Annotated in this window: 22 protein-coding genes and 1 pseudogene; 11 read left to right on the top strand and 12 right to left on the bottom strand. The window is 71.8% G+C overall.

Annotation, left to right across the window (positions count from 1 at the left end; genetic code table 11):
* Positions 1-3: 3 nt before the first annotated feature.
* The 6 genes from BKA18_RS23640 to BKA18_RS23615 all read right to left on the bottom strand — a co-directional run bounded on the left by BKA18_RS23640 (position 4) and on the right by BKA18_RS23615 (position 7,194).
* Complete coding sequence (locus BKA18_RS23640) at positions 4-2,568, bottom strand: SpoIIE family protein phosphatase (protein WP_366044284.1); 2,565 nt, start codon at positions 2,566-2,568, stop codon at positions 4-6.
* Positions 2,569-2,847: 279 nt separating this feature from the next.
* Positions 2,848-3,309, bottom strand: coding sequence for an ATP-binding protein (locus BKA18_RS23635; RefSeq protein ID WP_366044524.1), 462 nt, complete (start codon positions 3,307-3,309; stop codon positions 2,848-2,850).
* 267 nt (positions 3,310-3,576) lie between these two features.
* On the bottom strand, positions 3,577-4,017 hold the full coding sequence (locus BKA18_RS23630) for a (deoxy)nucleoside triphosphate pyrophosphohydrolase (protein ID WP_063827986.1): 441 nt from the start codon (positions 4,015-4,017) through the stop codon (positions 3,577-3,579).
* A 51-nt stretch (positions 4,018-4,068) separates the two neighbouring features.
* Complete coding sequence (locus BKA18_RS23625) at positions 4,069-4,248, bottom strand: SPOR domain-containing protein (protein WP_086721904.1); 180 nt, start codon at positions 4,246-4,248, stop codon at positions 4,069-4,071.
* Positions 4,249-4,483: 235 nt separating this feature from the next.
* Entirely contained in the window at positions 4,484-6,232 is a 1,749-nt protein-coding gene (locus BKA18_RS23620) for an APC family permease (RefSeq protein ID WP_366044285.1), read from the bottom strand.
* A 209-nt stretch (positions 6,233-6,441) separates the two neighbouring features.
* Positions 6,442-7,194, bottom strand: a complete 753-nt coding sequence (locus tag BKA18_RS23615) for a GntR family transcriptional regulator (protein WP_006603337.1) — start codon at positions 7,192-7,194, stop codon at positions 6,442-6,444.
* 333 nt (positions 7,195-7,527) lie between these two features.
* Here BKA18_RS23615 and BKA18_RS23610 point away from each other — a divergent pair, with 333 nt between their 5' ends.
* On the top strand, positions 7,528-8,274 hold the full coding sequence (locus BKA18_RS23610) for a PIG-L deacetylase family protein (RefSeq protein WP_006603338.1): 747 nt from the start codon (positions 7,528-7,530) through the stop codon (positions 8,272-8,274).
* Positions 8,275-8,335: 61 nt separating this feature from the next.
* Here BKA18_RS23610 and BKA18_RS23605 read toward each other — a convergent pair whose 3' ends face one another.
* Positions 8,336-9,283 carry an alpha/beta fold hydrolase gene (locus BKA18_RS23605; protein WP_366044286.1) on the bottom strand — a complete coding sequence of 316 codons (948 nt, stop codon included), beginning with the start codon at positions 9,281-9,283 and terminating at the stop codon, positions 8,336-8,338.
* On the opposite strand from BKA18_RS23605, the gene BKA18_RS23600 reads away from it, so the two are divergent.
* The 3 genes from BKA18_RS23600 (at position 9,282) to BKA18_RS23590 (ending at position 11,337) form a co-directional block, all read left to right on the top strand.
* The gene (locus BKA18_RS23600; protein WP_366044287.1) at positions 9,282-9,407 is read left to right on the top strand and encodes a hypothetical protein; all 126 of its coding nucleotides are present in this window, start codon (positions 9,282-9,284) and stop codon (positions 9,405-9,407) included. The genes BKA18_RS23605 and BKA18_RS23600 overlap by 2 nt on opposite strands.
* Before the next feature lie 447 nt (positions 9,408-9,854).
* Positions 9,855-10,589 carry a carbonic anhydrase gene (locus BKA18_RS23595; RefSeq protein WP_208859159.1) on the top strand — a complete coding sequence of 245 codons (735 nt, stop codon included), beginning with the start codon at positions 9,855-9,857 and terminating at the stop codon, positions 10,587-10,589.
* 166 nt (positions 10,590-10,755) lie between these two features.
* Positions 10,756-11,337 (top strand): Uma2 family endonuclease, encoded by a 582-nt coding sequence (locus tag BKA18_RS23590; RefSeq protein ID WP_006603341.1) that lies wholly within the window; start codon positions 10,756-10,758, stop codon positions 11,335-11,337.
* Positions 11,338-11,401: 64 nt separating this feature from the next.
* Here the strand turns inward: BKA18_RS23590 and BKA18_RS23585 are convergent, their stop codons facing one another.
* On the bottom strand, positions 11,402-11,827 hold the full coding sequence (locus BKA18_RS23585) for an ATP-binding protein (RefSeq protein ID WP_366044288.1): 426 nt from the start codon (positions 11,825-11,827) through the stop codon (positions 11,402-11,404).
* Between the two features lie 178 nt (positions 11,828-12,005).
* Between BKA18_RS23585 and BKA18_RS23580 the strand changes: the two genes are divergently transcribed.
* Positions 12,006-12,773 carry an IclR family transcriptional regulator gene (locus tag BKA18_RS23580; RefSeq protein ID WP_366044289.1) on the top strand — a complete coding sequence of 256 codons (768 nt, stop codon included), beginning with the start codon at positions 12,006-12,008 and terminating at the stop codon, positions 12,771-12,773.
* 38 nt (positions 12,774-12,811) lie between these two features.
* Positions 12,812-14,326, top strand: a complete 1,515-nt coding sequence (gene glpK / locus BKA18_RS23575; protein WP_366044290.1) for a glycerol kinase GlpK — start codon at positions 12,812-12,814, stop codon at positions 14,324-14,326.
* A 285-nt stretch (positions 14,327-14,611) separates the two neighbouring features.
* On the opposite strand, the gene ychF is transcribed toward glpK, so the two are convergent.
* Positions 14,612-15,700, bottom strand: a complete 1,089-nt coding sequence (ychF, locus tag BKA18_RS23570) for a redox-regulated ATPase YchF (protein WP_366044291.1) — start codon at positions 15,698-15,700, stop codon at positions 14,612-14,614.
* 362 nt (positions 15,701-16,062) lie between these two features.
* Here ychF and BKA18_RS23565 point away from each other — a divergent pair.
* Positions 16,063-16,563: pseudogene (locus BKA18_RS23565) on the top strand (DUF6542 domain-containing protein); the annotation flags it as partial.
* A gap of 61 nt (positions 16,564-16,624) precedes the next feature.
* On the opposite strand, the gene ppgK reads toward BKA18_RS23565, so the two are convergent.
* Both ppgK and BKA18_RS23555 read right to left on the bottom strand, forming a co-directional pair.
* Positions 16,625-17,518, bottom strand: coding sequence for a polyphosphate--glucose phosphotransferase (ppgK, locus tag BKA18_RS23560; RefSeq protein WP_366044292.1), 894 nt, complete (start codon positions 17,516-17,518; stop codon positions 16,625-16,627).
* 85 nt (positions 17,519-17,603) lie between these two features.
* Positions 17,604-18,635, bottom strand: a complete 1,032-nt coding sequence (locus tag BKA18_RS23555) for a 4-hydroxy-3-methylbut-2-enyl diphosphate reductase (protein WP_366044293.1) — start codon at positions 18,633-18,635, stop codon at positions 17,604-17,606.
* Positions 18,636-18,717: 82 nt separating this feature from the next.
* Between BKA18_RS23555 and BKA18_RS23550 the strand changes: the two genes are divergently transcribed.
* From BKA18_RS23550 to BKA18_RS23535, 4 genes are all read left to right on the top strand, one after another.
* Complete coding sequence (locus BKA18_RS23550; RefSeq protein ID WP_366044294.1) at positions 18,718-20,169, top strand: APC family permease; 1,452 nt, start codon at positions 18,718-18,720, stop codon at positions 20,167-20,169.
* 126 nt (positions 20,170-20,295) lie between these two features.
* Positions 20,296-21,531 (top strand): exodeoxyribonuclease VII large subunit, encoded by a 1,236-nt coding sequence (xseA, locus tag BKA18_RS23545; RefSeq protein ID WP_366044295.1) that lies wholly within the window; start codon positions 20,296-20,298, stop codon positions 21,529-21,531.
* Between the two features lie 39 nt (positions 21,532-21,570).
* On the top strand, positions 21,571-21,867 hold the full coding sequence (locus BKA18_RS23540) for an exodeoxyribonuclease VII small subunit (protein WP_366044296.1): 297 nt from the start codon (positions 21,571-21,573) through the stop codon (positions 21,865-21,867).
* A 323-nt stretch (positions 21,868-22,190) separates the two neighbouring features.
* Complete coding sequence (locus tag BKA18_RS23535) at positions 22,191-22,784, top strand: malonic semialdehyde reductase (protein WP_366044297.1); 594 nt, start codon at positions 22,191-22,193, stop codon at positions 22,782-22,784.
* Between the two features lie 97 nt (positions 22,785-22,881).
* On the opposite strand, the gene BKA18_RS23530 is transcribed toward BKA18_RS23535, so the two are convergent.
* Complete coding sequence (locus tag BKA18_RS23530; protein ID WP_096212788.1) at positions 22,882-23,418, bottom strand: DUF4245 domain-containing protein; 537 nt, start codon at positions 23,416-23,418, stop codon at positions 22,882-22,884.
* Between the last annotated feature and the right edge of the window lie 91 nt (positions 23,419-23,509).

Raw genomic sequence — 23,509 nt, 5'->3', positions numbered from 1 at the left:
TCCTCAGAACAGGCTCAGCAGCGCTTCGGTCGGGTCCACCGCCGGCGACTCCCCGTCCGGCAGGGCGAGTTCGAACCACACGGTCTTGCCGCGCGGGGTACGGCGGCTGCCCCAGCCCTCGCTGAGCAGACCGACCAGCTGCAGCCCGCGGCCGCCCTCGTCGGTGTCCCGGGCGCGGCGCCGGCGCGGCTGAGCGAGATCGGCGTCCCAGACCTCGCAGACCAGCGTGCGGTCCAGCAGCAGCCGCAGCCGGATCTCGCCGTGGCCGTGCCGCAGCGCATTGGTCACCAGCTCGCTGACCAGCAGCTCGGTGGTGTCGACCAGGCCCTGCAGGCCCCAGTCCGTGAGCTGGTCGCGGGCCAGCTCCCGGGCGCGGGACACCGAACGGGCCTCCGGCGCCAGGCTCCAGTCGCCCACCGCGTCCTTGGGCAGCCCCTGCACCCGCGCCATCAGCAGGGCGATGTCGTCCTCGCCGTGCGAGGTGTTCATGGCGCTCAGCACGTGGTCGCAGGCGTCCTCCAGCGGACGGTCGGCGTCCGAGAGGGCCCTGCGGAACGCCTGCAGCCCCTCGTCCAGCGGATGGTCGCGGGACTCCACCAGGCCGTCGGTGTAGAGCGCCAGCAGCGCACCGTCCGGCAGGTCGACCTCGATCTCCTCGAAGGGCTCGCCGCCGACGCCGAGCGGCATCCCCGGCGGTACGTCGAGCAGCAGCGCGTCCTCACCGTCCTCGACCAGCACCGGCGGCAGATGTCCGGCGTTGGCGAACGTACAGCGCCGGGTGATCGGGTCGTAGACGGCGTAGACGCAGGTGGCGAGGTAGACCTCGGAGAGGTCGGCGGTACGGGCCGAGCGCTTCTGCTCGGCGCCCTCCGGGGCCCCGGACCGGCCGCGGGCGGACCGCGCGGTGGGCCGGTCGTCGCCGCTGCCGCCGAGCCCGCGGGCGATCTCGTCCAGCGCGGAGAGCACCTCGGCGGGCTCCAGGTCCAGCAGCGCCAGGGTCCGCACGGCGGTGCGCAGTTCCCCCATGGCGACCGCGGCGCGCAGTCCTCTGCCCATCACGTCGCCGACCACCAACGCGGTCCGGTGGCCCGGGAGTTCGATGACGTCGAACCAGTCGCCGCCGACCTCGGTGGCGGTGGTGCCGGGCAGATAGCGGCAGGCGATGTCCAGGCCGGCCGCCTCGGGGTCACCGGGCGGCAGCAGGCTGCGCTGCAATATCAGCGCGCGCTCGTGCTCGCGGCGGTAGAGGCGGGCGTTGTCGATACAGACGGCGGCGCGCGCGGCCAGCTCCACGGCCAGCGCCGTGTCGCGCTCACCGAACGGCTCGCTGCCCTTCGTACGGGAGAACTGCACCAGTCCGACGACGGTGTCCCGGGCGACCATCGGGACGGCGAGGGTGGACTGCACCACCGCGCCGAACTCCGGCCCCCCGTCCTCGCTCTCCCGGCCGGGGATGATCTGCGCATGGCCGGTCCGCAGGGCGCCCGCGCAGGGGGAGTTGAAGGGGTAGCGGTGGACGGCGCCGACCGCGACCGGGTCCGGTGCGTCGCCGGGGACGGCGGGGGCGGTGGCGAGCCGGACGTCCGAGACGGCACTGGCGAAGGCGACCCGGCGCAGCTCCGCGCTGCCGTCGCTCATCCCGGGCGGGGCCTCGTCGCCGGCGAGCAGTCCCTGGTAGAGGTCCACCGAGGCCAGATCGCAGAACTGCGGTACGGCGACGTCCAGCAGGGTGCGGGCGGTGGTCTCCAGATCCAGGGAGTTGCCTATCCGGGCACCGGCTTCGTTGAGCAGGGCGAGGTTGCGGCGGGCGTTGGCGGCCTCGCGCTCGGCCCGGCGGCGGCCGGTCACGTCGGCGGCCAGCGCCGCGACGCCGATCGGCCGGCCGCTGGCGCCGTGCAGCCGGTAGAGCGAGACCGACCAGCGGCGCCGCTCGCCCTCGCCGGTCCCCAGGCCGACCAGTTGCATCTCGGCGACCGGCTCACCGGTGTCCAGTACGCGGCGCAGTGCGGCGGTCATCCGCTCGGCCTCGCTGTGCGGCAGGAAGTCGTGCGGCCCGCAGCCGCGGTACTTGCTCGCCGGCCCGCCGAAGACCGTGGCGAACCGTTCGTTGACCCGCAGCAGCTTCAGGTCCGTGCCGAACAGGGTGAATCCCATGGGAGATTGACCGAAAACGGCCTGCGAGGCGGCGAGATCGGTCTCGATGCCGCGCAGCGCCCGGACGTCGACGACGAGACAGACCGCGGCGCGCTCACCGTCCTCGTTGCGCGAGGGCATCACATAGATCTCGGCGAGCCCGTCCGTCGCGCCGCCCTCTTCCCTGCGGTAGGGCACCAGGCCGGTCCACTCCCGGCCGTCGAGTATCTCGGACACCTTGCGGCGGCCGGTGTCGCGCAACTCGCCGGGTACGAACGCCTCGACGGGGTCCTTGCCGAGGGCGTAGCGGGCGGGGATGCCGAGCATCTGCGCGGCGCGCTCGCTCCACTGCTCGATCCGGCCGTCGGGGCCGAGCGAGAAGGAGGCCACGCGGATGTAGTCATAGATCGATCCGGGCCGGCTGCTCTGCCACACGGGCGGGCCCACCAGCTCGCCCGCCCGGGGGCGGCAATCTGGGTCCCCGGGGCAGTCCGCACCACCCTGACCATCGCCCTGTGCGGGTTCTGCCCCGCCAGATGACATCTCGCTCACGAGCCCCGTCCCCTCCAGCTCATCGTGCCCGGACCGGACCAGCCTGAGTATCCAGCACCTCGGCAATCCGGAACACGGTCTTCACGATCACAGCACAGTCTCGATCGCAGGCCATCGACAGAATGTCGATGAAATGGCAACGATCAGGACTTCATCTGTCTCCTAACCAGCCACCGACAGCTCGAACCACACAGTCTTGCCACTCTTTCCACGCCGGGTCCCCCAGCGCCGCGAACTGCACGCGACCAGCTGCAGTCCACGCCCCCCCTCGTCGTCGGGCGCGGCGTCCCGCTCCCGCGGCGGGTCGGGCAGCGGATCGGAGACCTCGACGAGCAGCCCGCCGGTGCTCAGCAGCACCATGCGGACCCCGATCGGCCCGCTCGCGTGGCGCAGGGAGTTGGTGACGAGCTCGCTCACGAGTAGTACGGCCATGTCGGCGGCGCCGTTCAAACCCCAGTCGTCCAGCACCCGGCGGACCACGGTGCGGGCGGTGCGCACGGCACCGGGGTCGGCGGGGAAACTCCATTCGGCAGAGGGGAAACCGGTGGCCTTGGGGCGCCTGCGGGCGTTGCCGGAGACCGGCTCCGGGACTCCTGCCGCTGCGCTGTCGCTCACGCCGATCACATCCCAGCCCGATGACTCCCCCCTCACCTCACACACATTGAAGGGGTCATTCAGGACATACCCGGTATCCAACGCGAAGTACCGCATGCGGGGGTGCACTGTGGCACAAATGAAACATATCGGCGCGCGGTACGGCCGGACGGCCAGGCGGGGCGGCGACGTGCGCGGCAGCAGCCGGGGCGAGCGGGGCGCGAGGGGTGCGCGCGGCGCGGGCCGGGCGGCCGGAGCCGGGCGGCTGTGGCCCGGAGGCGGGCTGCGACCGGGCCGCTACGGCCGTACCGGCGAGGCGCCGGCCGCCGGCGGCACGCCGTTCTTCGCCGCCAGTCTGCGCATCACCTCGGCGACCGCCGGGCGGTCCTGGTCCAGCCAGTCGACCTGGCTCTCCTCACCGGGCCGCAGCCAGCGCAGCTCGTCATGGTCCTCCAGGGGCTGCGGCACGCCGGACACCAGCCGGGCCGTCCACACCTGCAGGACGTAGCCCGGCCGCAGCACCCATTCGCCCGGGATCCGGTCCAGGGCCGCCGCCTCGACCCCCAGCTCCTCGCGCAGCTCGCGCTCCAGCGCCCGCTCGGGGGTCTCGTCGTCCTCCACCTTGCCGCCGGGCAGCTCCCAGCGGCCGGCCAGCGCGGGCGGTGCGCTGCGCCGTGCAGCCAGCAGCCGCCCGCGCTCGCACACCGCTCCGCCCACCACTACGCGCACGGTCGTCATGCGCGGCAGCCTACGTCCCCCGCCCTCGTCCCGCTTGCCGCTCGCGGCCCCTCAGGTCACCGCCCGGTCGGCCTTCTCGACCACGTAAAGCTGCTGGTGACCGCGGCTTCCGAGCCGGTCGGCCACCCGCTCCGCCTCCGCTCGGGTGGCATATCGGCCCACGCGATAGCGGTTGCCGCCTTCGTCCTGGCGGATGACGAGCCAGGGGAGCACGGCTCCACCCTCGGTCATTGCGCCCCTCCATCCGCCGCGTGACGCGCCCTTACGCGCCCCTGGTCCGCTGATGCCGAAATCGCAATCCGCATATGCCCGAGCCTACGCCCGACCTTCACTCACCGGATATGGATTTACACAAAGAGATACCGAACCGGCCACCCGCGGGCCTCCGGCGTACCGGAGACGGCCTGCGAGTGGCCGGTGGGGCCCGATGCGCTCGGGCGGGCGGAATGCGACGGGGCGGGCGGGCTCAGACCCTGACGGAGTCCTTGGCGCCTTCGGTCTCGGCGGCCTCCGCCGCCGCGGCCTCCTCCTCGGCGCGGAGCTCGGCCTCGACCGAGACCAGCGACGGGTTGCGCCAGGAGCTGCGCACGCCCCAGTAGTAGAAGGCGAGACCGATCACGGCGACCAGGAGGATGTCCCAGCCCTCCGGCAGATAGCCCTTGCCGCCGAAGTCCTTGCCGCCCAGATACGACACCGCGGCCATGACCAGCAGATACGCCACCATCCAGGCACCGGCCTTGAGGTGCGGGCGCAGCTCGGCCCACGGCTTGCGGCCCTGGGTCAGCGGCTTGCCGATCTCGTACCAGGCCCAGACCGGCAGTCCGACGGCCATGATCAGGATGACCTTGCCGGTCAGCGGCCAGCGGCCCCAGTACAGCACCAGCGAGCCGAAGATCATGGCGATCGGCGCGACCAGCGGCATGGCCCGCAGCTTGACCGGGCGCTTGAGGTCCGGCGAGATGCGGCGCAGCGACATCACCGCGACCGGCCCGGTGATGTACGAGATGACCGTGGCGACCGAGACGATCTCGGCGAGCGAGCCCCAGCCACGGAAGACCGCGAGGAAGAGGAACGCGATCACGAGGTTGAGCAGCAGCGCCGGGCGCGGCACACCGGTCTTCTTGTCCACCTTGCCGAAGACGCCGGGCAGATGACCGTTCTCCTGCACACCGTGGATCATGCGCGAGGTGGTGGCCGCGTAGATCATGCCGGTACCGGACGGCGAGACGAAGGCGTCCGCGTACAGCAGCAGCGCCAGCCAGTTCAGGCCCCAGGCCACCGCGAGGTCGGCGAGCGGCGAGTTGAAGCCGAGCGAGGCCCAGCCGCCGCCGGCGGACAGCTTGTCCCCGGGCACCGCCATCAGGAACGCGATCTGCAGCGCGACATAGATGACCAGCGCGATCAGGATCGACCAGACGACGGCCTTCGGCAGCGACTTGCCGGGGTTACGGGCCTCACCGGCGAGGTTCAGCGGGGACTGGAAGCCGTTGTAGGCCCAGACGATGCCGGAGACGGCGACGGCGGTGAAGACCGAGCTCCAGCCGTTGGGCGTGAAGCCGCCGTGGTGGACGATGTTGCCGGTGTCGAAGTGCGCCAGCATCAGCGCGCTCGCGGTCAGCGCCGGGACGACGACCTTGAAGACCGTGATCGCGGTGTTGGTCTTCGCGAACAGCGAGATCGCGAACCAGTTGAGGAAGAAGTAGAAGACCAGCAGGATGCTGGCCAGCCCGACACCGGTGCCGGTCAGCTCCGTGCCGTCGTAGAGCGCATGCGTCCAGGCGAAGTCCCAGGAACTCATGTACTGAACCGAGGCGGTGGCCTCTCCCGGGATGACCGAGACGATCGCGATCCAGTTCGCCCAGGCCGCGAGGTAGCCGGCGAGCGAGCCGTGGGAGTACTGGCCGTAGCGGACCATGCCGCCGGCCTTCGGGAACATCGCGCCCAGCTCGCTGTAGGTGAGCGCGATGGTCAGCGCAACGAGCGCGCCGATGATCCAGGCGACGATCGCGGCCGGGCCGGCGATGGCGGCGGCCCGCTCGGCTCCGAAGAGCCAGCCGGAGCCGATGATGGACCCGAGACCAGTGGCGGTCAGGGCAATGGTCCCGAGGGACCGACGGTAATTCGAGTGCGAGCCCTGCTCCGCGCTCGGTGTCTTCGTCGTGCTCACGTGCTTGGTCTCCTGGTCTTCCCCCGTGCCGTGCACAAACTTCGCCATCGTAAGAGCGAATCGAGACACCGGATTCCCACAGCTGCCCAAAACAGCCGCTCAGTTGAGGCTCTGTGAGTTATCCAACACAAGGTTTCGGCCAAATTTTGCCCACGAACCACCACAAAGCGGACCCCTGTCCGAGAACCAGAACCGGGCAGAGGGCGTCTCGCGCACGCGCACAGGGCGAGCCAGGCCCGATCAGGAGGGCTCTGCGGCTACTTCACCGGCAGGTGGTAGGTGACCCGGTGCCGGTCGGCGAGGGTCACCACATCGGCCGTCTCGACCGGCCGGCCGCCCGCGAAGTACGTCCGCGACACGACCAGCACCGCATGCCCCGGCACCCCGCCGAGCGTCATGGCCTCCTCCGCCAGCGCGGGGCGGGCCCCGACCTCCTCGACGACGTTGTCCACCACCACGTCGATGGCCGCCATCCGCTCGACCACGCCGCGCCCCGCCAGCGGCCCCTCCTCCGGCAGCATCACCGGCGTCCGCCCGGTCACCTCCAGGGGCTCCCAGGAGGTCGAGAGCATCGCCGGCTCCCCCTCGGCCCGGAAGACATAGCGCGTCCGCATCACCTTGGCCCCCTGCGCGATCCGCAGCCGGCCCGCGACCGCCGGACCGGCCGCCTCCTGCTCACTGCTGGACTCCCAGGTGCCCCGCACCCGTTCGTCCGTCTGCTCCTGCCGGAACGGCGTGCAGCCGCCCGAGGAGTGGAAGCCGACGCGGGCGATACGGCGCGGCACGGGCTGCTCGCGCACATAGGTGCCCGACCCCGAGCGGCCCTCGACCAGCCCCTCCGCCATCAGGACCTTCCGGGCCTCCAGCGCGACGGTGTCCGAGACGCCGTACTCCTCGCGGATGCGCGCCTGGGAAGGGAGGCGGGTGTGCGGCGGCAGTAGGCCGTCGACGATTTTCTGGCGCAGGTCGCCGGCGACGCGGAGGTACGCGGGCTGCTCACCGAAAGGCACATGCCCCTCCCAACAGCTTGACAGTCAGCAACAGCGTGGCAACCGCGCGTTGCCGACCGCAAGCTTGGGCCAGATATTCGCCTGATGTGATGAATCCCAGCTCAGCCCGTGTAAAACCTGAGATCGGGGGCCACAGACCCCGGCACCCCCACCCCGCGCCACCCCTCCCCTTCTCCCCACCCACCCGGTGGCCTCCTCCCAGCCGTGTCACGATCGAAGCGGGGCCACCCGCACACCGGGACCGCGACCGAAGATCACCTGCGCCACGGCATACGGAGCACGGCACACCACCCGCGGGACGACGCGCCACGAGGACGGGAAGGAAGGGACCCGATGCCCGTCGAACACCTCTCCCCGATGCCCAAGGACTGGCAGCGTGCGCTCGCCGTCGTCGCCCACCCCGACGACCTCGAATACGGTGCCGCGGCCGCGATCGCCGAATGGACCGCCGCGGGGCGTGAGGTCAGCTACCTCCTGGTCACCCGTGGCGAGGCCGGTATCGACGGGCTCGCACCGGCCGAATGCGCCGCGGTCCGCGTGAAGGAGCAGCGGGCCGGCGCCGCGCTCGTCGGCGTCCACACCGTCGAATTCCTCGACCACCACCACGACGGCGTCATCGAGCCCGGCCGGACGCTGCGCCGCGACCTGTCCGCGGCCATCCGGCGCCACCGCCCCGAGCTCCTGATCACCCTCAATCACCACGACACCTGGGGCGGCGGCCACTGGAACTCCCCGGACCACCGGGTGGTCGGCCGGGCGGTCCTCGACGCGGCGAGCGACGCCGGCAACCGCTGGATCTTCCGCGACCTCACCGGCGCGAAGGGCCTGGCGCCCTGGAACGGCGTCCGCTGGGTGGCCGTGGCGGGCTCCCCGCACCCCACGCACGCCGCCGAGGTCGGCCCCGGCATCGACCGTGCGGTCGCCTCCCTGGCGGCCCACGCCACGTACATCAAGGGCCTGCGCGGCCCCGAACAGGATCCGCACACCTACGCCCGCACCTTCATCGAGCAGATGCTGCGCAACGGCGGGGAACGCTACCGGGGTCACCCCGCGACGCTCTTCCAGGTCTTTCCCCGCTAGGGAGCGCCTCCCGGGTCACTCCCGGGTCACCCCGGCGTCGTGACGCTCCTCCGGCTACCGGCTACCCCTGGGAGGTGCCCCCGGGCAGGGCTCCGGCCACGAACCCGGTCACCAGCCCCGCGATCTCCTCCGGCCGCTCCAGCACCATGGCATGCGTCCCGTCCACCTCCGCGACGGTCACGTGCGGCCGGGTCCGCGCCAGCGCGTCCAGGTCGCGTGCCAGGCCCCGGGCGTACGCCGCCATCAGCGCGTCGAACCACGGCGGCATGCCCGGCATCGACGGGTTGGGGCGCAGCGCCCGGGCGATCAGCAGCGGCCTCGTCACCCTCCGGTACAGCGCGAACAGATCGAGCCCCGCCAGCGCCTCCTGCACCTGCAGCGCCCGGTCCCGGGCCGGCCGCAGAAACAGCCGCCCGTCGGCCGTCTCCCCCAGCGACCGCCGCACCCCGGCCTCCATGAGTTCCGCCGGAATACCCAACGCGTCAGCCATGGCGGCCTGGAAGCCGAGCACCCCGTCCAACCCCGCGGCGTCGAAGGTCCGTCCGCCGGCGTCCCGGGCCAACTCGCGTATGTCCGCGAGCCGTTCCCGTACGTACTCGGTGTCCAGCCCCGGGTACTGCTCCGGGCGCCCGAACCAGTGCCCGTCGAGATTCACGGCGGCCGGCGCTCCCCCGTCCCGCTCGTCGCGCTCAAGACACCGCGCGGCCACCATCCCGCCCAGCGAATGCCCCACCACCACGGCCTCCGGCGCCCCGCAGGCCGCCAGCACCGCCCGCACATCCTCGACCGCCAGCTCGCACGACCACGGCGCGGCACCGTCCCCCGACCGCCCGTGCCCCCGCAGATCCATCGCCCACACCCGGTGCCGCTCGGTCAGCAGCGGCGCAACCCGCTCCCAGTCCAGCAGCGTGCGCCCCGCCGCGTGCAGCAACAACAGCGGGGGCCCGTCCCCGCCGTGGTCCCGCACGGCCAACTCGACGCCGTCGTCCGCCCGGTACACCGCATCCATGCCTGCGCTCCCCGTCACGTTCTTCGCTGTCCTGCCCTTCGCTGTCATGCCCTTCACGCTAGGCCCGGAAGAAGCCTTCAAGATCATCTCCGGGAAGGACGACAACGGCCCCGTTTCCGGGTGACAATGGATCAACCCCCTTTTCCCGCAGGGCGGTTCGGGACCATCCGAGACCAAAGGGAAGACCGCTTTGTCCGGCTCTGCCGAGTGCGTTTCGCACGCCGTCGAGCCATAGGGAGAACCGGGCGCGACGGGCGGGGCGCCGAGGGCGGCGGGACGCCGAGGGCGCGGCGCCATGCCTGGATGGGTTCGCCCGCCCTTCCTCACGTGAGCGCAGCCGGCCGCCGGCAAGGGGCCCACGATCGGCGCCACCGTCGCGACGACAGGCGCGTCGAGCCCGCCGGCCTCGTGCCTCAGTCGCTCGGGTGCCGTCCGTGCCGGTTTCTGTGGGCCGTCGGTGGCAAAGCGGCCGACGCCCGCTTGCGCCTGCCGTGGTGGTCCCGGACCGCGCTGAACAATCGCCCTGGTCACGTCATACGGACGTGTGCCAGCGGACTGAGGGGAACGGCAGATGGACAGAACGGGACAGCCGGATCGCAGATCTCTGCTCGCCGGTGGACTCGCGATCGCCACGGCCGCGCTCGCGGGGTGCTCCTCGACGAGCGCCGCCCCGGTGGCGGCCAGCGCCTCGCCCACAGCACGGCCGACCACGCCCGCCGCGGCCTTCACGAGGTTGATGGAGGGCAATGCGCGCTGGGTGAGCGGCAATCTTGAACACCCCGACCGGGATCCGAACCGGCGCCAGTTCGTGGCGGCGAAGCAGAAGCCTTTCGGGTCGGTCCTCTCGTGCATCGACTCCCGGGTGCCGCCGGAACTCCTCTTCGACACCGGGCTGGGCGACCTCTACGTGATGCGCACGGGCGGGGAGGCAGTCGGCCCGGTGGTCACGGGTTCCGTGGAGTACGGGCCCATGACCAGTGGCACTCCGCTCATCGTGGTCCTCGGGCATCAGCGTTGTGGCGCCGTCGAGGCGTCGTACAAGTCTCTCCGGGACGGCGAACCGCTGCCCGGCAATCTGGAGGCGATCGCCCGGGCGCTGCGGCCGGCGTACGAGAAGGCACGCCGGGAAGGCGGTGCCGACCCGGTCGACACCATGGCCCGCGCCCAGGTCACGCTGACCGCGGCGAACCTGCGCTCCAACCAGGACCTGGCACCCCTCGTGAAGAAGGGCTCCCTTGCCGTGGTCGGCGCCTACTACTCGCTCGACACCGGCAAGGTCGAGGTCCTGGCCGGGGCGCCTTCCTGACCGTCGGAGGAGACGGACGGAGGAGACGGACGGGAGGAGACGGACGCCCGGAGCGGCTGACGGCAGTACGGGAAGCTGGATGGGGCCGGGCTCAGGAGCCCGGCCCTTTCCACCGCATAAGGATCTGGAGGAGAAGGGGGGAGCTGCGAGCCGCTACCGTGAAGCCATGACCGCACTGCCCGACTGGATGCGCCCGCCACGCGCGGAAGGCTGGTTCGCGGAGGACCTGGACCGCCTCCCCGAGGCACCACGCCACACCGAGCTGATCGACGGAGCACTCGTCTTCATGATGTCCCCGCAGCGGTCGTGGCACGGCCGCCTCGTCACCGGCCTCACGGTGGCACTCATGGCTCAGGCCCCGGACGGCATCGAGGTCGAGCGAGAGATGACCATCCGCCTGGACGCCCGCAACCGTCCAGAGCCGGACCTGCTCCTGACCACTGCCCCATACGACGCAGACCGCACCTGGTTCGCTCCGGAGGACGTCCTGCTCGTCATCGAGGTCGTCTCGCCGGAGTCCGCCCATCGCGACCGGACCGTCAAGCTGCGCAAGTACGCCGAGGCCGGCATTCGCCACTACTGGTGCATTGAGGACGAGGGCACCGTCCCGGCCGTGCACGCTTATGAACTCGACGAGCCGACCGCCTCGTACGCACCGGCCGGAATTTTCCGCCACACGCTCCAGCGGTCCCTGCCGTTCGACATCAGCCTCGACCTGGACAAGCTCGCGCCGGGCCGGGCCGGCTGAGACCACAGCTTCAGGCCGGCGCCCCGTCATGCGTGCGCCGCCCGGGCCGTCCGGACCTACCGGCTCACACCGCGAGGAGCTCCGCCCACCGAGTAGTCCCGCCCGCGTGCACCTGCGTGCCGCACTCGGCCGACAGGGCGGTGACGATGCCGATCCCGCGGCCGTGCTCGCCCGCCTCGCAGGGCTCGACGGCCGGCCGCCCGTGCGCCGCCGGCCCCGCGTCGGTGACCTCGACGCGCAGGGTGTCGCGTCCGTCCGCCCCGGCCCGGGACAGTCGCAGCGCCGCCGGCGGCAGGGCGTGGACGACCGCGTTGGTGATCAGCTCCGAGATCACGAGGAGCGCGTCCTCGGCGAGGTCCGGGGCCAGGTTCCAGTCGGCCAGGACCGTACGCATCCGCCGGCGTACGACCGAGACGGCCTCGGGGATGTGGGGCAGCGGACAGACATGTTCGGCCGTATCCCGAACCACCGCGTCAAGCTGTGCCGTCATGTCTCCTCCTCGGAGGCAGGGCCCCAGCCGGCTGGAGGCCGGGCTTGAATAGGACGCTATGGGGGACATTGCGGGCGGTCAATGAACAGCGGTCGGCATTACCGAACGCCTGCTGGGGAGGGGCCATCTCTTCCCGCTGATGCCGACCGCGGGACTACGGCGGGACTAAAATTGCCTCATGGCCGGCCCGGTCCAGTCGATCGAACGGGCGGCGGCGATTCTGCGTCTGCTCGCCAGTGGGCCCCGTCGGCTCGGGCTGGGTGAGGTGGCCGGGTCGCTCGGACTGGCGAAGGGCACCACCCACGGCATTCTGCGCACTCTGCAGAACATCGACTTCGTCGAGCAGGACCCGGCGACCGGGAAGTACCAGCTCGGGGCCGCGCTGCTGCATCTGGGCACCAGCTACCTCGACGTGAACGAGCTGCGGTCGCGCTCCATCAACTGGGCCGACGCCCTGGCCGCCCGCAGTGGGGAGGCGGTCCGCCTGGGGGCTCCCCTGGAGGGCAAGGTGCTCATCGTCCACCACGTCTTCCGCCCCGACGACACCCTCCAGACCCTGGACGTGGGCGCGCTGCTGCCCCTGCACGCCTCCTCGCTCGGCAAGGTGCTGCTGGCCTTCGGCAGCGTGCCCCTGGAGCCGACCGTGGAGGCCGGGCTGGAGGCGTACACCCGGCACACCCTGAGCACTCCGGAGCGCCTGGCCAGGGCGCTCACCGAGGTCCGGGAGCTGGGGTGGGCCGCCGAAGTACAAGAGATGATCACGGGCGAGGCCGGCGTCGCCGCGCCGATCCGGGGCCATGGCGGCCTCGTGGTGGGCGCCATCGGCGCCTCCGGCACGGTCGAGCGGATCTGCGACGCCAAAGGGGTCCCGCAGCCGGCCCTGGTCACCCAGGTCCGCCACGCCGCCCGGGCGATCTCCCGGGACCTGGGGGCCGCCCGCTGGTGAGCCCCGCCGCCCTCGTGCACCGCAACGGAAGGCTGATCATGGTTGAGCGGTATGTGATGTCCATCGACCAGGGCACCACCTCCACCCGATGCATCCTGTTCGACCACCAGGGGCGGCTGGTGTCGGTCGCCCAGCGGGAGCACCAGCAGCACTTCCCCCGGCCCGGGTGGGTCGAGCACGACGCCGTCGAGATCTGGCACACCCTGCAGCGCGTGGTGCCGCACGCACTCTCCGACGCCGACATCCGCCCCGAGGAGGTCGCCGCCATCGGGATCGCCAACCAGCGCGAGACGACCGTGCTGTGGGACCGGCGTACGGGCACCCCGGTGGGCAGGGCGATCGTCTGGCAGGACACCCGTACGGCCCCGCTGGTCGAGGAGCTCAGCAGCCGGCCCGGGGACGAGTTCTTCGTCCGGCGCTGCGGCCTGTCCCCCTCCACGTACTTCTCCGCCCCCCGGATCCGCTGGCTGTTCGACCATGTCGACGGGCTGCGGCAGCGCGCCGAGGACGGCGAGGTGCTGTTCGGCACGATGGAGAGCTGGCTGATCTGGAACCTCACCGGCGGGCCGGCCGGCGGCCGGCACCTGACCGACGTCACCAACGCCAGCCGCACCATGCTCATGAACATCGGCACCCTCGACTGGGACGAGGAGCTGCTGGAGTTCTTCGGGGTCCCCCGCCCGATGCTTCCGGAGATCCACTCCTCGGCCGAGACCTACGGAACCGCCCGTTCCGTCCTCCCGGGCGTCCGTATCACCGCGGCACTCGGCGACCAGCAGGCGGCGCTGTTCGGACAGACCTGCTTCGCCCGCGGCGAGGCGAAGTGCACCTACGGAACCGGCAGCTTCCTGCTGCTCAACACCGGCACCGAGCTCGTACGGTCCCGGCACGGACTGCTCACCACCGTCGCCTACAAGATCGAGGACCAGCCCGCGGTCTACGCGCTCGAAGGCCCGATCGCCGTCACCGGCGCGCTGGTCCAGTGGTTCCGCGACCGGCTGGGGCTGATCAGCACCGCCCCCGAGATCGAGACGCTCGCGCGCAGCGTCGAGGACAACGGCGGCTGCTACATCGTCCCGGCGTTCTCCGGCCTGTACGCACCGCACTGGCGCAGCGACGCCCGCGGGGTCATCGTCGGCCTCACCTCGTACATCACCAAGGAGCACCTGGCCCGCGCCGTACTGGAGGCCACCGGCTGGCAGACCCGGGAGGTGGTCGACGCCATGAACGCCGACTCCTCGCTCGCCCTGAAGGTGCTCAAGGTGGACGGCGGCATGACGTCCGACAACCTGCTCATGCAGTTCCTGGCCGACGTGCTCGACGTGCCCGTGGTGCGCCCCATGGCCGTCGAGACGGTCTCCCTGGGCGCCGCCTACGCCGCCGGCCTAGCCGCCGGCTACTGGCCCGACCTGGAGATCCTGCGCCGCAACTGGCACCGGGCCGCCCAGTGGCTACCGGCCATGGACCCCGAGCGGCGCCGGTCGGAGTACGAGAACTGGCAGCGGGCGGTCGAGCGCTCGCTGGGCTGGATCCGGCCGCCGGAACCGCCCTGACGGCTCGTTTCCCGGCTCGGTGCGCGGCCGATCCGGTCACCGGGGTGCTTGTTGTGAGCCCCCCGGCACGCCCGTTGGTTCTCCGGCACGGAAAGGCAGGTGGCATCCAGCTTCGGCCCGAGCCTCAGTGCGCGGGCAGGAAAGAGCCCCGGTGATCCCGCGGACCCACCGCAGCCGTGTCGGCCTTGCAGGTGCAGATAAGCCGGCAGCGGGGCCGCCCCCGAAGGGAGTCGGCCCCGCTGCCCGCACGCTCGCCGGATCGCTATGCCGACGCCAGGGCAGCCACTACACGTTGAACCGGAACTCCACCACATCCCCGTCCTGCATCACATACTCCTTGCCCTCCATGCGGGCCTTGCCGGCCGCGCGGGCCTCGGTCACCGAGCCGGTCTCCACGAGGTCGGCGAAGGAGATGACCTCGGCCTTGATGAAGCCCTTCTGGAAGTCGGTGTGGATGACACCGGCGGCCTCGGGGGCGGTGGCGCCCTTCTTGATGGTCCAGGCGCGCGTTTCCTTGGGGCCGGCCGTCAGGTAGGTCTGCAGGCCGAGGGTGTTGAAGCCGACGTGGGCGAGGGTGGCGAGGCCGGGCTCGTCCTGGCCGACGGACTGCAGGAGTTCCAGGGCCTCGTCCTCGTCGAGCTCGGCGAGGTCGGCCTCCAGCTTGGCGTTGAGGAAGATCGCCTCGGCGGGGGCGACCAGGGCGCGCTGCTCGTTCTTGAATTCCTCGTCGGTCAGCTCGTCCTCGTCGACGTTGAAGACGTAGAGGAAGGGCTTGGTGGTGAGGAGGTGGAGGTCGTGGAGGAGCTCCTCCTTGCCGGAGCCCTGGGCGATGCCCGCGGAGAACAGGGTGTCGCCCTTCTCCAGGATCTCCTTGGCCGCCTCGACCGCCTTGACCTTCGCCGCCACGTCCTTCTTGATGCGCGACTCCTTCTGGAGGCGCGGCAGGACCTTCTCGATCGTCTGGAGGTCGGCGAGGATCAGCTCGGTGTTGATCGTCTCGATGTCGTCCTTGGGCGAGACCTTGCCGTCGACGTGCACGACGTTCTCGTCCTTGAAGGCGCGGATGACCTGGCAGATCGCGTCGGACTCGCGGATGTTCGCGAGGAACTTGTTGCCCAGGCCCTCGCCCTCGGAGGCGCCGCGGACGATGCCCGCGATATCGACGAAGTCGACCGTCGCCGGGAGGATCTTCTGGGAGGAGAAGATCTCGGCCAGCGTGGCCAGGCGCGGGTCGGGCACGCCGACGACACCGACGTTCGGCTCGATGGTGGCGAACGGGTAGTTGGCCGCCAGCACGTCGTTCTTGGTCAGGGCGTTGAACATGGTCGACTTGCCGACATTCGGCAGACCGACGATTCCGATCGTGAGCGACACGGTGGCGACTCGACTTCCGAAGGGGAGGTGGTGGGGTGGGCAGCCGCTCCGGGACGAAACCCTGTACGGCCGATCCACCAGTCTACGGGGCGGGCGACGGCGAGCCGCCGCCACCGGGACCGGCCTCGCCCCAGCTGTGCCCCCACGGGGAGCGAACTCGGCCCAAGCTCAGCCAAAGCGCGTGTCCCGTAACCGGTTAATCCCACTTAGCGGCCTACCGTGGCCGGGTGGAGCAACACGAAGCGCGCACGCACCAGGACAGTCCGCCGCGGTCCGCCTACCCGCCCGCGGGCCCCGACGCCCGGCTCCCGCGCCCCGCGGAGGCCGTGGCACCCGACCCCGACGACGCCTTTCTCTCCGCGATGCGGGCCTCCGGGTTCACGTCCGTGCCCGCCTCCGCGCCGGCGGCCGTCCATGCCGCGGCGCGTGGTCCCGCACCGGCGGGGGCCGCGCGGGCACCCACCCGGGGAGCGGTCGCCGCGGCCCCCGCCCCGTTACCGCCCGAATCCTCGACCGTCTACCGGGCGCGCCCGCAGCGGCTGCCCGCCCCGCCGCCGGGCCGGCCGCGCCGGGTGCCGGCGGCCCGGCTCACCGGCCTCGGCTGCTGGCTCCTGGCGACGCTGGCGCTGCTGGTGTTCGCCTTCCTGGACCAGCTGCTGCTGGGCGGCGCGCCGAGCGCGTACGGCGTCTGCTACCTGCTGGTGGCCGTCGCCGCGGCGGTGTGGGTCAGGCCGTACGACCTGGTCTGTGCGCCGGTCACGCTGCCGATCGCCTTCACGCTCGGCGCGCTGCCGATCCAGCGCGGCGGGGACGGGTTGGACGGCCTGCTGATGGGCCTGTTCACCGTCCTGGCGCTGAGCGCGGGCTGGCTCTATGCGGGCACGCTGATCTGCGCGCTGCTCGCGCTGGTCCGCCGGGTGCTGATCATCGCCCGTCGTCGGGCCAGCCGACCGGCGAATCGACCGCAGAGCGCATCGCCCGGGCAGCCGGGCCGGCCGACGGCGCGGCCTGCGGACCGGGGGCGCCCGCGGCCCGGGAACCGTCCGCGGCAGGTGGCTCGCCAGCCCGAACGGCGTGCGCAGCCATCGCGGCCCCCACAATCCCCGCGTTGTTCTGAAGCTGAGCCGGCACGATCTCGGCCCTGATGCCCTCGATCAGCGGCAGGAACTTCTCCGCCTTGCGGCTCACCCCGCCGCCGATCACAAACAGCTCGGGCGAAAAGAGCATCTCCACATGGGCGAGGTACTTCTGGACCCGGTGCGCCCAGTGCTGCCAGCTCAGCCCCTCGTCCTCCTTGACCTTGGTGGAGGCCCGCTTCTCGGCGTCGTGGCCGTGCAGCTCCAGATGGCCGAGCTCGGTGTTGGGGACGAGACGGCCGTCGGTGAAGAGGGCGCTGCCGATGCCGGTGCCGAGGGTGAGCACGATGACGGTGCCGGCCCGGCCGCGGCCCGCGCCGTAGCGCATCTCGGCCAGGCCGGCGGCGTCCGCGTCATTGAGCAGGGTGACCGGGCTGCCGCCGGCCTCGCCGCCGAGCCTGCTGGTGAGCAGCGTGCCGGCGTCGGTGCCGATCCAGGCCTTGTCGACATTTGCCGCGGTACGGGTCGTCCCGTCGGTGACCACGCCGGGGAAGGTCGCGCCGACCGGCCCCGACCACTCGAAGTGGTCCACGACCTGTTTGACGCCGTCCGCGACCGCATCCGGGGTGGCCGGATGCGGGGTCAGTACCTTGTAGCGCTCGTCCGCGAGATCGCCGCGCTCCAGATCCACCGGGGCACCTTTGATGCCCGATCCGCCGATGTCCACACCGAAGACCTTCATGGGAAAAGGCTAGGCGTCAGCGGGGCGGCGCGCCCCCGGGATGGGCGGATACCCGGTCCCGGAAGCACGGCGGGGACGGCCGCGGTCAGTCCTCGGTGGCTGCCTTCGCCTCGGCGCGCAGGTCGCGACGCAGCTCCTTGGGCAGCGAGAAGGCGATGGACTCCTCGGCGGCCGTGATGGTCGAGACGTCCTCGTAACCGCGCTGGGCGAGCCAGTCCAGGACGCCGTGGACGAGGATCTCGGGGACGGAGGCACCGGAGGTGACCCCGACCGTGCCGACGCCCTCCAGCCAGGCCTCGTCGATCTCCTCGGCGTAGTCGACCAGATGGGCGGCGCGGGCGCCCGCGCCCAGGGCCACCTCGACCAGGCGCACGGAGTTCGAGGAGTTCTTGGAGCCGACGACGATGACGAGATCGGCCTCGGCGCCCATCTGCTTCACCGCGGTCTGGCGGTTCTGGGTGGCGTAGCAGATGTCGTCGCTGGGCGGCGAGAGGAGGTTGGGGTAACGGCCCTTGAGGGCGTCCACGGTCTCCATGGTCTCGTCGACCGAGAGGGTGGTCTGGGAGAGCCAGACGACCCGGTCCGGGTCGCGGACCTCGACGTTGGCGACGTCGTCGGGGCCGTCGACGAGGGTGATGTGCTCGGGGGCCTCACCGCTCGTGCCGATGACCTCTTCGTGGCCTTCGTGGCCGATCAGGAGGATGTCGTAGTCCTCCTTGGCATAGCGGACGGCTTCCTTGTGGACCTTGGTGACGAGCGGGCAGGTGGCGTCGATGGAGGCGAGCTTGCCGCGCTTGGCCTCTTCGTGGACGACGGGTGCCACGCCGTGCGCGGAGAAGATGACGATGTTGCCCTCGGGTACCTCTTCGGTCTCCTCGACGAAGATCGCACCCTTCTTTTCGAGGGTCTTGACGACGTACTTGTTGTGCACGATCTCGTGGCGTACGTAAACGGGGGCGCCGTACTGCTCCAGGGCCTTCTCCACGGCGATCACGGCGCGGTCCACGCCCGCACAGTAGCCACGGGGGGCGGCGAGGAGGACCTTGCGGCCGTCGCTGCGGCGCGCTGCGTCTTCGCCCTGGGTGGTGGCGGGCGTCGGGCTGGGCGAGGAAGTCATGCGTCCCATCGTAAAGGCGTGCCACCGCCCCGGAAGATCGCGCCGTGGCAGCAGACTGAGGGGGACGCTGCGAGGAGGCGCGATGCCGGGCACGGACGGTGGCGGGGCGGGCGAGGCCGCGGGCCATACTGCGCGCGGAGCCGGCGGGTGCGACGGCGTGCCGGGGGTGCTGCGGCGGACGCTGACGTTCCGGGATCTGATCGTCTACGGGCTGCTGTTCATCGCCCCGATGGCCCCGGTCGGGATCTTCGGCACGCTGCAGGCCACCTCGCACGGCGCGATCACCACCGTCTATGCCGTCGCGACCGCCGCGATGGCGTGCACCGCGTACTCCTACGCCCAGATGGTGCGGGTCGTCCCGCAGGCCGGGTCGGTCTATGCGTACGCCCGGGCGGGGCTGAGCGAGGGCGCCGGGTTCCTCGCCGGGTGGCTGGCGCTGCTGGACTATCTGCTGGTCCCGGCGGTGGCGTACCTGTTCTCCGGGATCGCGCTGCATGCGCTGGTGCCGTCCGTGCACCCATGGGTGTGGACGGCGCTGGCGGTGGTCGTGACGACGCTGCTGAATCTGTGGGGCGTACGGACCGCGGCCCGGGTCGGCTTCGCGGTGCTGGCGATGGAGATCGTGGTGCTCGGGGTGTTCGTGGTGGCGGCCCTCGTCGAGCTGCTGGCGCATGGGGCGCGGCGGGGCTGGGCCGAGCCGCTGACCGGCGCGGGCGGCTTCGCGCCCGCTGCGGTGCTGTCCGCGGTGTCGGTGGCGGTGCTGTCGTATCTGGGCTTCGATGCGATCGCGTCGTTCGCGGAGGAGGCGGCGGGCCCGTCGGCGGGAAAGGAGGGCGGCCGGGGGCGCGACGGGCCACAACGGGTGGCGCGAGCGGTGCTCACGTGTCTGGTGGTGGCCGGGGTGCTGTTCGCGGTGCAGACGTATCTGGCGGCGCTGCTGATGCCGATGAGCGCGGCGGAGCTGGCGGCCCGGCCGGCGGAGCAGGGCAATGCGTTCTACGCGACGGTCGACGCGGCGCTGGGCACCGGGCTGCACAACCTGGTGGCGGTGAGCAAGGCGATCGGTGCGGCGTTCGCGGCGCTGGCGGGGCAGGCGGCGGCCGGCCGGCTGCTGTTCGCGATGTCCCGGGACCGGCGGCTGCCGGGGGCGATGGCGAAGGTGGCTGCGGGCAGCGGGGTGCCGCGCCGGGCGCTGCTGGGTGCGGCCGTGGTGACGCTGGTGGCGGCGGTGGGGGCGGCACGCCGGGACGACGGGCTCGCCGAGCTGTCGTCGATCGTGAGCGTGGGGGCGCTGACCGCGTTCGGGCTGCTGCACGCGTCGGTGATCGGCTGGTTCCGCTTCCGGGCCCGCGAACGCGCCGGGGTGCCGGGCGTGCTGCGGCATGTGGTGGTGCCGTCGCTGGGCCTGGCGGTGGTGATCGCGGTGCTCGCCAAGGCGTCCGCGACCGCGCAGGTCGTGGGCGGGTGCTGGCTGGTGGTGGGGCTGGTGGTGCTGGCGGTGCAGCGCCGTGGGCGGGCGGGGGGCGGGGGCTGAGCGTGGCCGGGCCGGTGTGCGCGGGGCTGCCGCCGGGCCGGATACCGCGGCCGCCGGCCGGCTCCGTGCCGGCCACGCCTCGCGCGGCCGCCGCCACTGTCAGTGGCCGCCGCTACTCTCGCTCGTATGGCTGTTTCTACGTCCCCGGAAACGCCGATCCCGGTCGGCGAGGTGTCCCGGCTCATCGGCGGTTGGATCGACCGGCTCGGCGCGGTGTGGGTCGAGGGGCAGATCACCCAGCTCTCCCGGCGGCCCGGCGCGGGCGTGGTCTTCCTGACGCTGCGCGACCCCTCGTACGACATCTCGGTGAGCGTGACGTGCTACCGCCAGGTCTTCGACAAGGTCGCCGATGTGGTGAGCGAGGGCGCCCGGGTGGTGGTGCACGCCAAACCGGAGTGGTACGCCCCGCGCGGCCAGCTCTCGCTGCGGGCCGCCGAGATCAAACCGGTCGGGGTCGGTGAACTCCTCGCCCGGCTGGAGCAGTTGAAGAAGTCGCTGGCGGCGGAGGGGCTGTTCGCGGCGGACCGCAAGAAGCCGCTGCCGTTCCTTCCGCAGCTGATCGGGCTGGTCTGCGGCCGGGCGAGCGCCGCGGAGCGGGACGTCCTGGAGAACGCCCGGCACCGCTGGCCGGCCGTCCGCTTCGCGGTGCGCAATGTGCCCGTGCAGGGGGTTCATGCGGTCCCCCAGGTGATCGGCGCGGTCCAGGAGCTGGACGCGCTGCCCGAGGTGGACGTGATCATCGTGGCGCGCGGCGGCGGCAGCGTGGAGGATCTGCTGCCGTTCTCCGACGAGCAGCTCATCCGCGCGGTGAGCGCGGCCGCGACCCCGGTCGTCTCGGCGATCGGCCATGAGCCGGACACCCCGCTGCTCGATCTGGTCGCCGATCTGCGCGCCTCGACACCGACGGACGCGGCGAAGAAGGTCGTGCCGGACGTGGGCGAGGAGCTGGCCCGGATCGGGCAGCTGCGGGAGCGGGCCCGGCGCGCGATCGACGGCTTCGTCCAGCGGGAGGAGCGGGGGCTGGCCGCCGCGCTGCAGCGGCCGTGCATACAGCGGCCGCAGCGGATGGTCGAGGACCGCGAGGAGCAGGTCACGGCGCTGCTGGAGCGCGGCCGGCGAACCCTGGGGCATCTGCTGGACCGCGCCGACTCGGAGCTGACGCACACCCTCGCGCGGGTGGTCGCGCTCTCCCCGAAGGCGACGCTGGAGCGCGGCTATGCGGTGCTGCAGAAGCCGGACGGGGCGGCCGTGCGCAGCCCCGCCGAGGTCGGCGCGGACGAGGAACTGCGGGCCAGGGTGGCCGAGGGCGAATTCCGGGTGCGGGTGGACGGCCCCCCGGGCGCCGTCGCACCCCCCGCATAGGGCAAAGACGGACTCTTACGGACTCTTAGGGTGGGACACATGGCGAAGGCGAAGACGGACGGCGCGGCGGACGCGGAGCAGGGCGCGGCGGCCGGAGCGGAGACCGGAGTGGAGCCGCTGGACTCCACGCTCGGCTACGAGCAGGCGCGGGACGAACTGATCGAGGTCGTCCGCAGCCTGGAGGCGGGCGGCACCACGCTGGAGGAGTCGCTCGCGCTGTGGGAGCGCGGCGAGGCGCTGGCGAAGGTCTGCCGCCGCTGGCTGGACGGCGCCCGGGCACGCCTGGACGCGGCGCTGGCGGAGTCGTCGGACGAGGCGGAGACGGAACGCGCCTAGCCGGGGCCCGGCGCTACCTGAGCAGCCTCCGCCGCACGGCCACGCGAACGCACGTGGAACGCACGCGAACGTACGTGATCACACCCGCGCACAGCCCTTGCTCAGCCACCCGGCCATGGCTGCACGGCACCCTGTACCGCCGGCCCGGCAGCCCACCACCCCACCCATGTGAACCGGCACACAACCCACCCACTTTTAGTTGAATCTTAATCTACCTGCCATATAGTGATCTCATTCCGGTAGAACCCTGAAGTGGCTGCAGCAACCACACGGTCTGCTGTGTGCCGCCGATCCTTGCCCCCAGCTGACCACGAGGTGCCCTTATGTCTCTCGCCCTTGACGCCGCCGCGCAGGACCTTCTCTTCCGGGAGGCCCAGACCGCCAACACGTTCACGGACGAGCCGGTGACGGACGAGCAGGTCCAGGCCATCTATGACCTGGTGAAGTTCGGCCCGACCGCCTTCAACCAGTCGCCGCTGCGGATAACCCTGGTCCGTTCGCAGGAGGCCCGTCAGCGCCTGGTCACGCACGCCATGGGCGCCAACGGCCCGAAGACCCTCAGCGCGCCGCTGACCGCGATCCTCTCCGTGGACCTGGACTTCCACGAGAAGCTGCCGCAGCTCTTCCCGCACGCCCCGGGCATCAAGGACGCGTTCTTCTCCGAGGCCGCGTCCCGCGAGACCGCCGGCACCCAGAACGCCACCCTCCAGGCCGGCTACTTCATCGTCGGCGTCCGCGCCGCCGGTCTGGCCGCCGGCCCGATGACCGGCTTCGACTTCACCGGCGTCGACAAGGAGTTCTTCGGCGACGGCAAGCAGAAGTCGTTCCTCGTGATCAACATCGGCAAGCCGGGCACCGACGCCTTCTCCCCGCGCGGTCCGCGGCTCACCTTCGACGAGGCCGTCACCGCCGTCTGAGCCCCCCCGCGACCGCACACGACGAGGCCGCCGCACCCAGCCAGGGTGCGGCGGCCTCGTCGTGGCACGGCTCGTCCGGCGTACCGGCGCGGGACCCTCAGGTCTTCTTCGCGACCAGCGCGGCGGCCAGATCGGCGAGCCGCCCGTACGGCGCGGTGCCCGTGACGACCGTGGTCACGCCGGGCTCCTGGCGGACCAGCGCCCGGTACTTGTCCCCCTGGTAGCGGTCCCACTTCTTGCTGCCGACGGCCTGCTTGCCCTCGACCTTGGTCGCGCCGAGCGTGACGTCCTTGATGAACTGGCGCGGCGCCGCGTCGCTCTGCTCGATGGAGGCGTACTGCCGCTCCGGATCGAGCATGCCCAGATGCCAGGCGCCGCCCTTGCCGTCCTCGCTCGCCCGGTAGGAAACGGAGGTGGCGCGCCAGGTCTTGGGCAGCCCCTGGGGTGCGGCGACCGGGTACGGCGCCGCCCGCCGGGCCGTGATCAGCTCCACGCGGTAGTCGACCGTCTTGACCGCCGCCTTCTCCGCGTCGGCGCTCTCGTCGTGCGGGATGAAGACGTAGATCACCCCGACGAGAATGCCGATCACCGCCAGTGACAGGACCATGTCCCGCACCGTCTGCCTGCCTCGCATACCTGCCACGCCCCTATCGTCCCCCATCCCCGCGACGGCTCCGACACACCCCCCGGCAAAGCCCGTCACCTGCGCAAACGCCCTGGATTCC

The sequence above is a fragment of the Streptomyces auratus genome (assembly GCF_050433025.1).
Lineage (GTDB): Bacteria > Actinomycetota > Actinomycetes > Streptomycetales > Streptomycetaceae > Streptomyces > Streptomyces sioyaensis.
Note: the sequence above shows the minus strand (reverse complement) of the source record. Positions and strands in the feature narration are given on the sequence as shown.

Coding starts and splice junctions, on each gene's coding strand:
- BKA18_RS23630 (WP_063827986.1), bottom strand. CDS start 4,017: ATGACGACCGTGCGCGTAGTGGTGGGCGGAGCGGTGTGCGAGCGCGGG.
- BKA18_RS23625 (WP_086721904.1), bottom strand. CDS start 4,248: ATGACCGAGGGTGGAGCCGTGCTCCCCTGGCTCGTCATCCGCCAGGAC.
- BKA18_RS23620 (WP_366044285.1), bottom strand. CDS start 6,232: ATGGCGAAGTTTGTGCACGGCACGGGGGAAGACCAGGAGACCAAGCAC.
- BKA18_RS23610 (WP_006603338.1), top strand. CDS start 7,528: ATGCCCGTCGAACACCTCTCCCCGATGCCCAAGGACTGGCAGCGTGCG.
- BKA18_RS23600 (WP_366044287.1), top strand. CDS start 9,282: ATGCCTGCGCTCCCCGTCACGTTCTTCGCTGTCCTGCCCTTCGCTGTC.
- BKA18_RS23605 (WP_366044286.1), bottom strand. CDS start 9,283: ATGGATGCGGTGTACCGGGCGGACGACGGCGTCGAGTTGGCCGTGCGG.
- BKA18_RS23595 (WP_208859159.1), top strand. CDS start 9,855: ATGGACAGAACGGGACAGCCGGATCGCAGATCTCTGCTCGCCGGTGGA.
- BKA18_RS23590 (WP_006603341.1), top strand. CDS start 10,756: ATGACCGCACTGCCCGACTGGATGCGCCCGCCACGCGCGGAAGGCTGG.
- BKA18_RS23585 (WP_366044288.1), bottom strand. CDS start 11,827: ATGACGGCACAGCTTGACGCGGTGGTTCGGGATACGGCCGAACATGTC.
- BKA18_RS23580 (WP_366044289.1), top strand. CDS start 12,006: ATGGCCGGCCCGGTCCAGTCGATCGAACGGGCGGCGGCGATTCTGCGT.
- glpK (WP_366044290.1), top strand. CDS start 12,812: ATGGTTGAGCGGTATGTGATGTCCATCGACCAGGGCACCACCTCCACC.
- ppgK (WP_366044292.1), bottom strand. CDS start 17,518: ATGAAGGTCTTCGGTGTGGACATCGGCGGATCGGGCATCAAAGGTGCC.
- BKA18_RS23555 (WP_366044293.1), bottom strand. CDS start 18,635: ATGACTTCCTCGCCCAGCCCGACGCCCGCCACCACCCAGGGCGAAGAC.
- BKA18_RS23550 (WP_366044294.1), top strand. CDS start 18,718: ATGCCGGGCACGGACGGTGGCGGGGCGGGCGAGGCCGCGGGCCATACT.
- xseA (WP_366044295.1), top strand. CDS start 20,296: ATGGCTGTTTCTACGTCCCCGGAAACGCCGATCCCGGTCGGCGAGGTG.
- BKA18_RS23540 (WP_366044296.1), top strand. CDS start 21,571: ATGGCGAAGGCGAAGACGGACGGCGCGGCGGACGCGGAGCAGGGCGCG.
- BKA18_RS23535 (WP_366044297.1), top strand. CDS start 22,191: ATGTCTCTCGCCCTTGACGCCGCCGCGCAGGACCTTCTCTTCCGGGAG.
- BKA18_RS23530 (WP_096212788.1), bottom strand. CDS start 23,418: ATGCGAGGCAGGCAGACGGTGCGGGACATGGTCCTGTCACTGGCGGTG.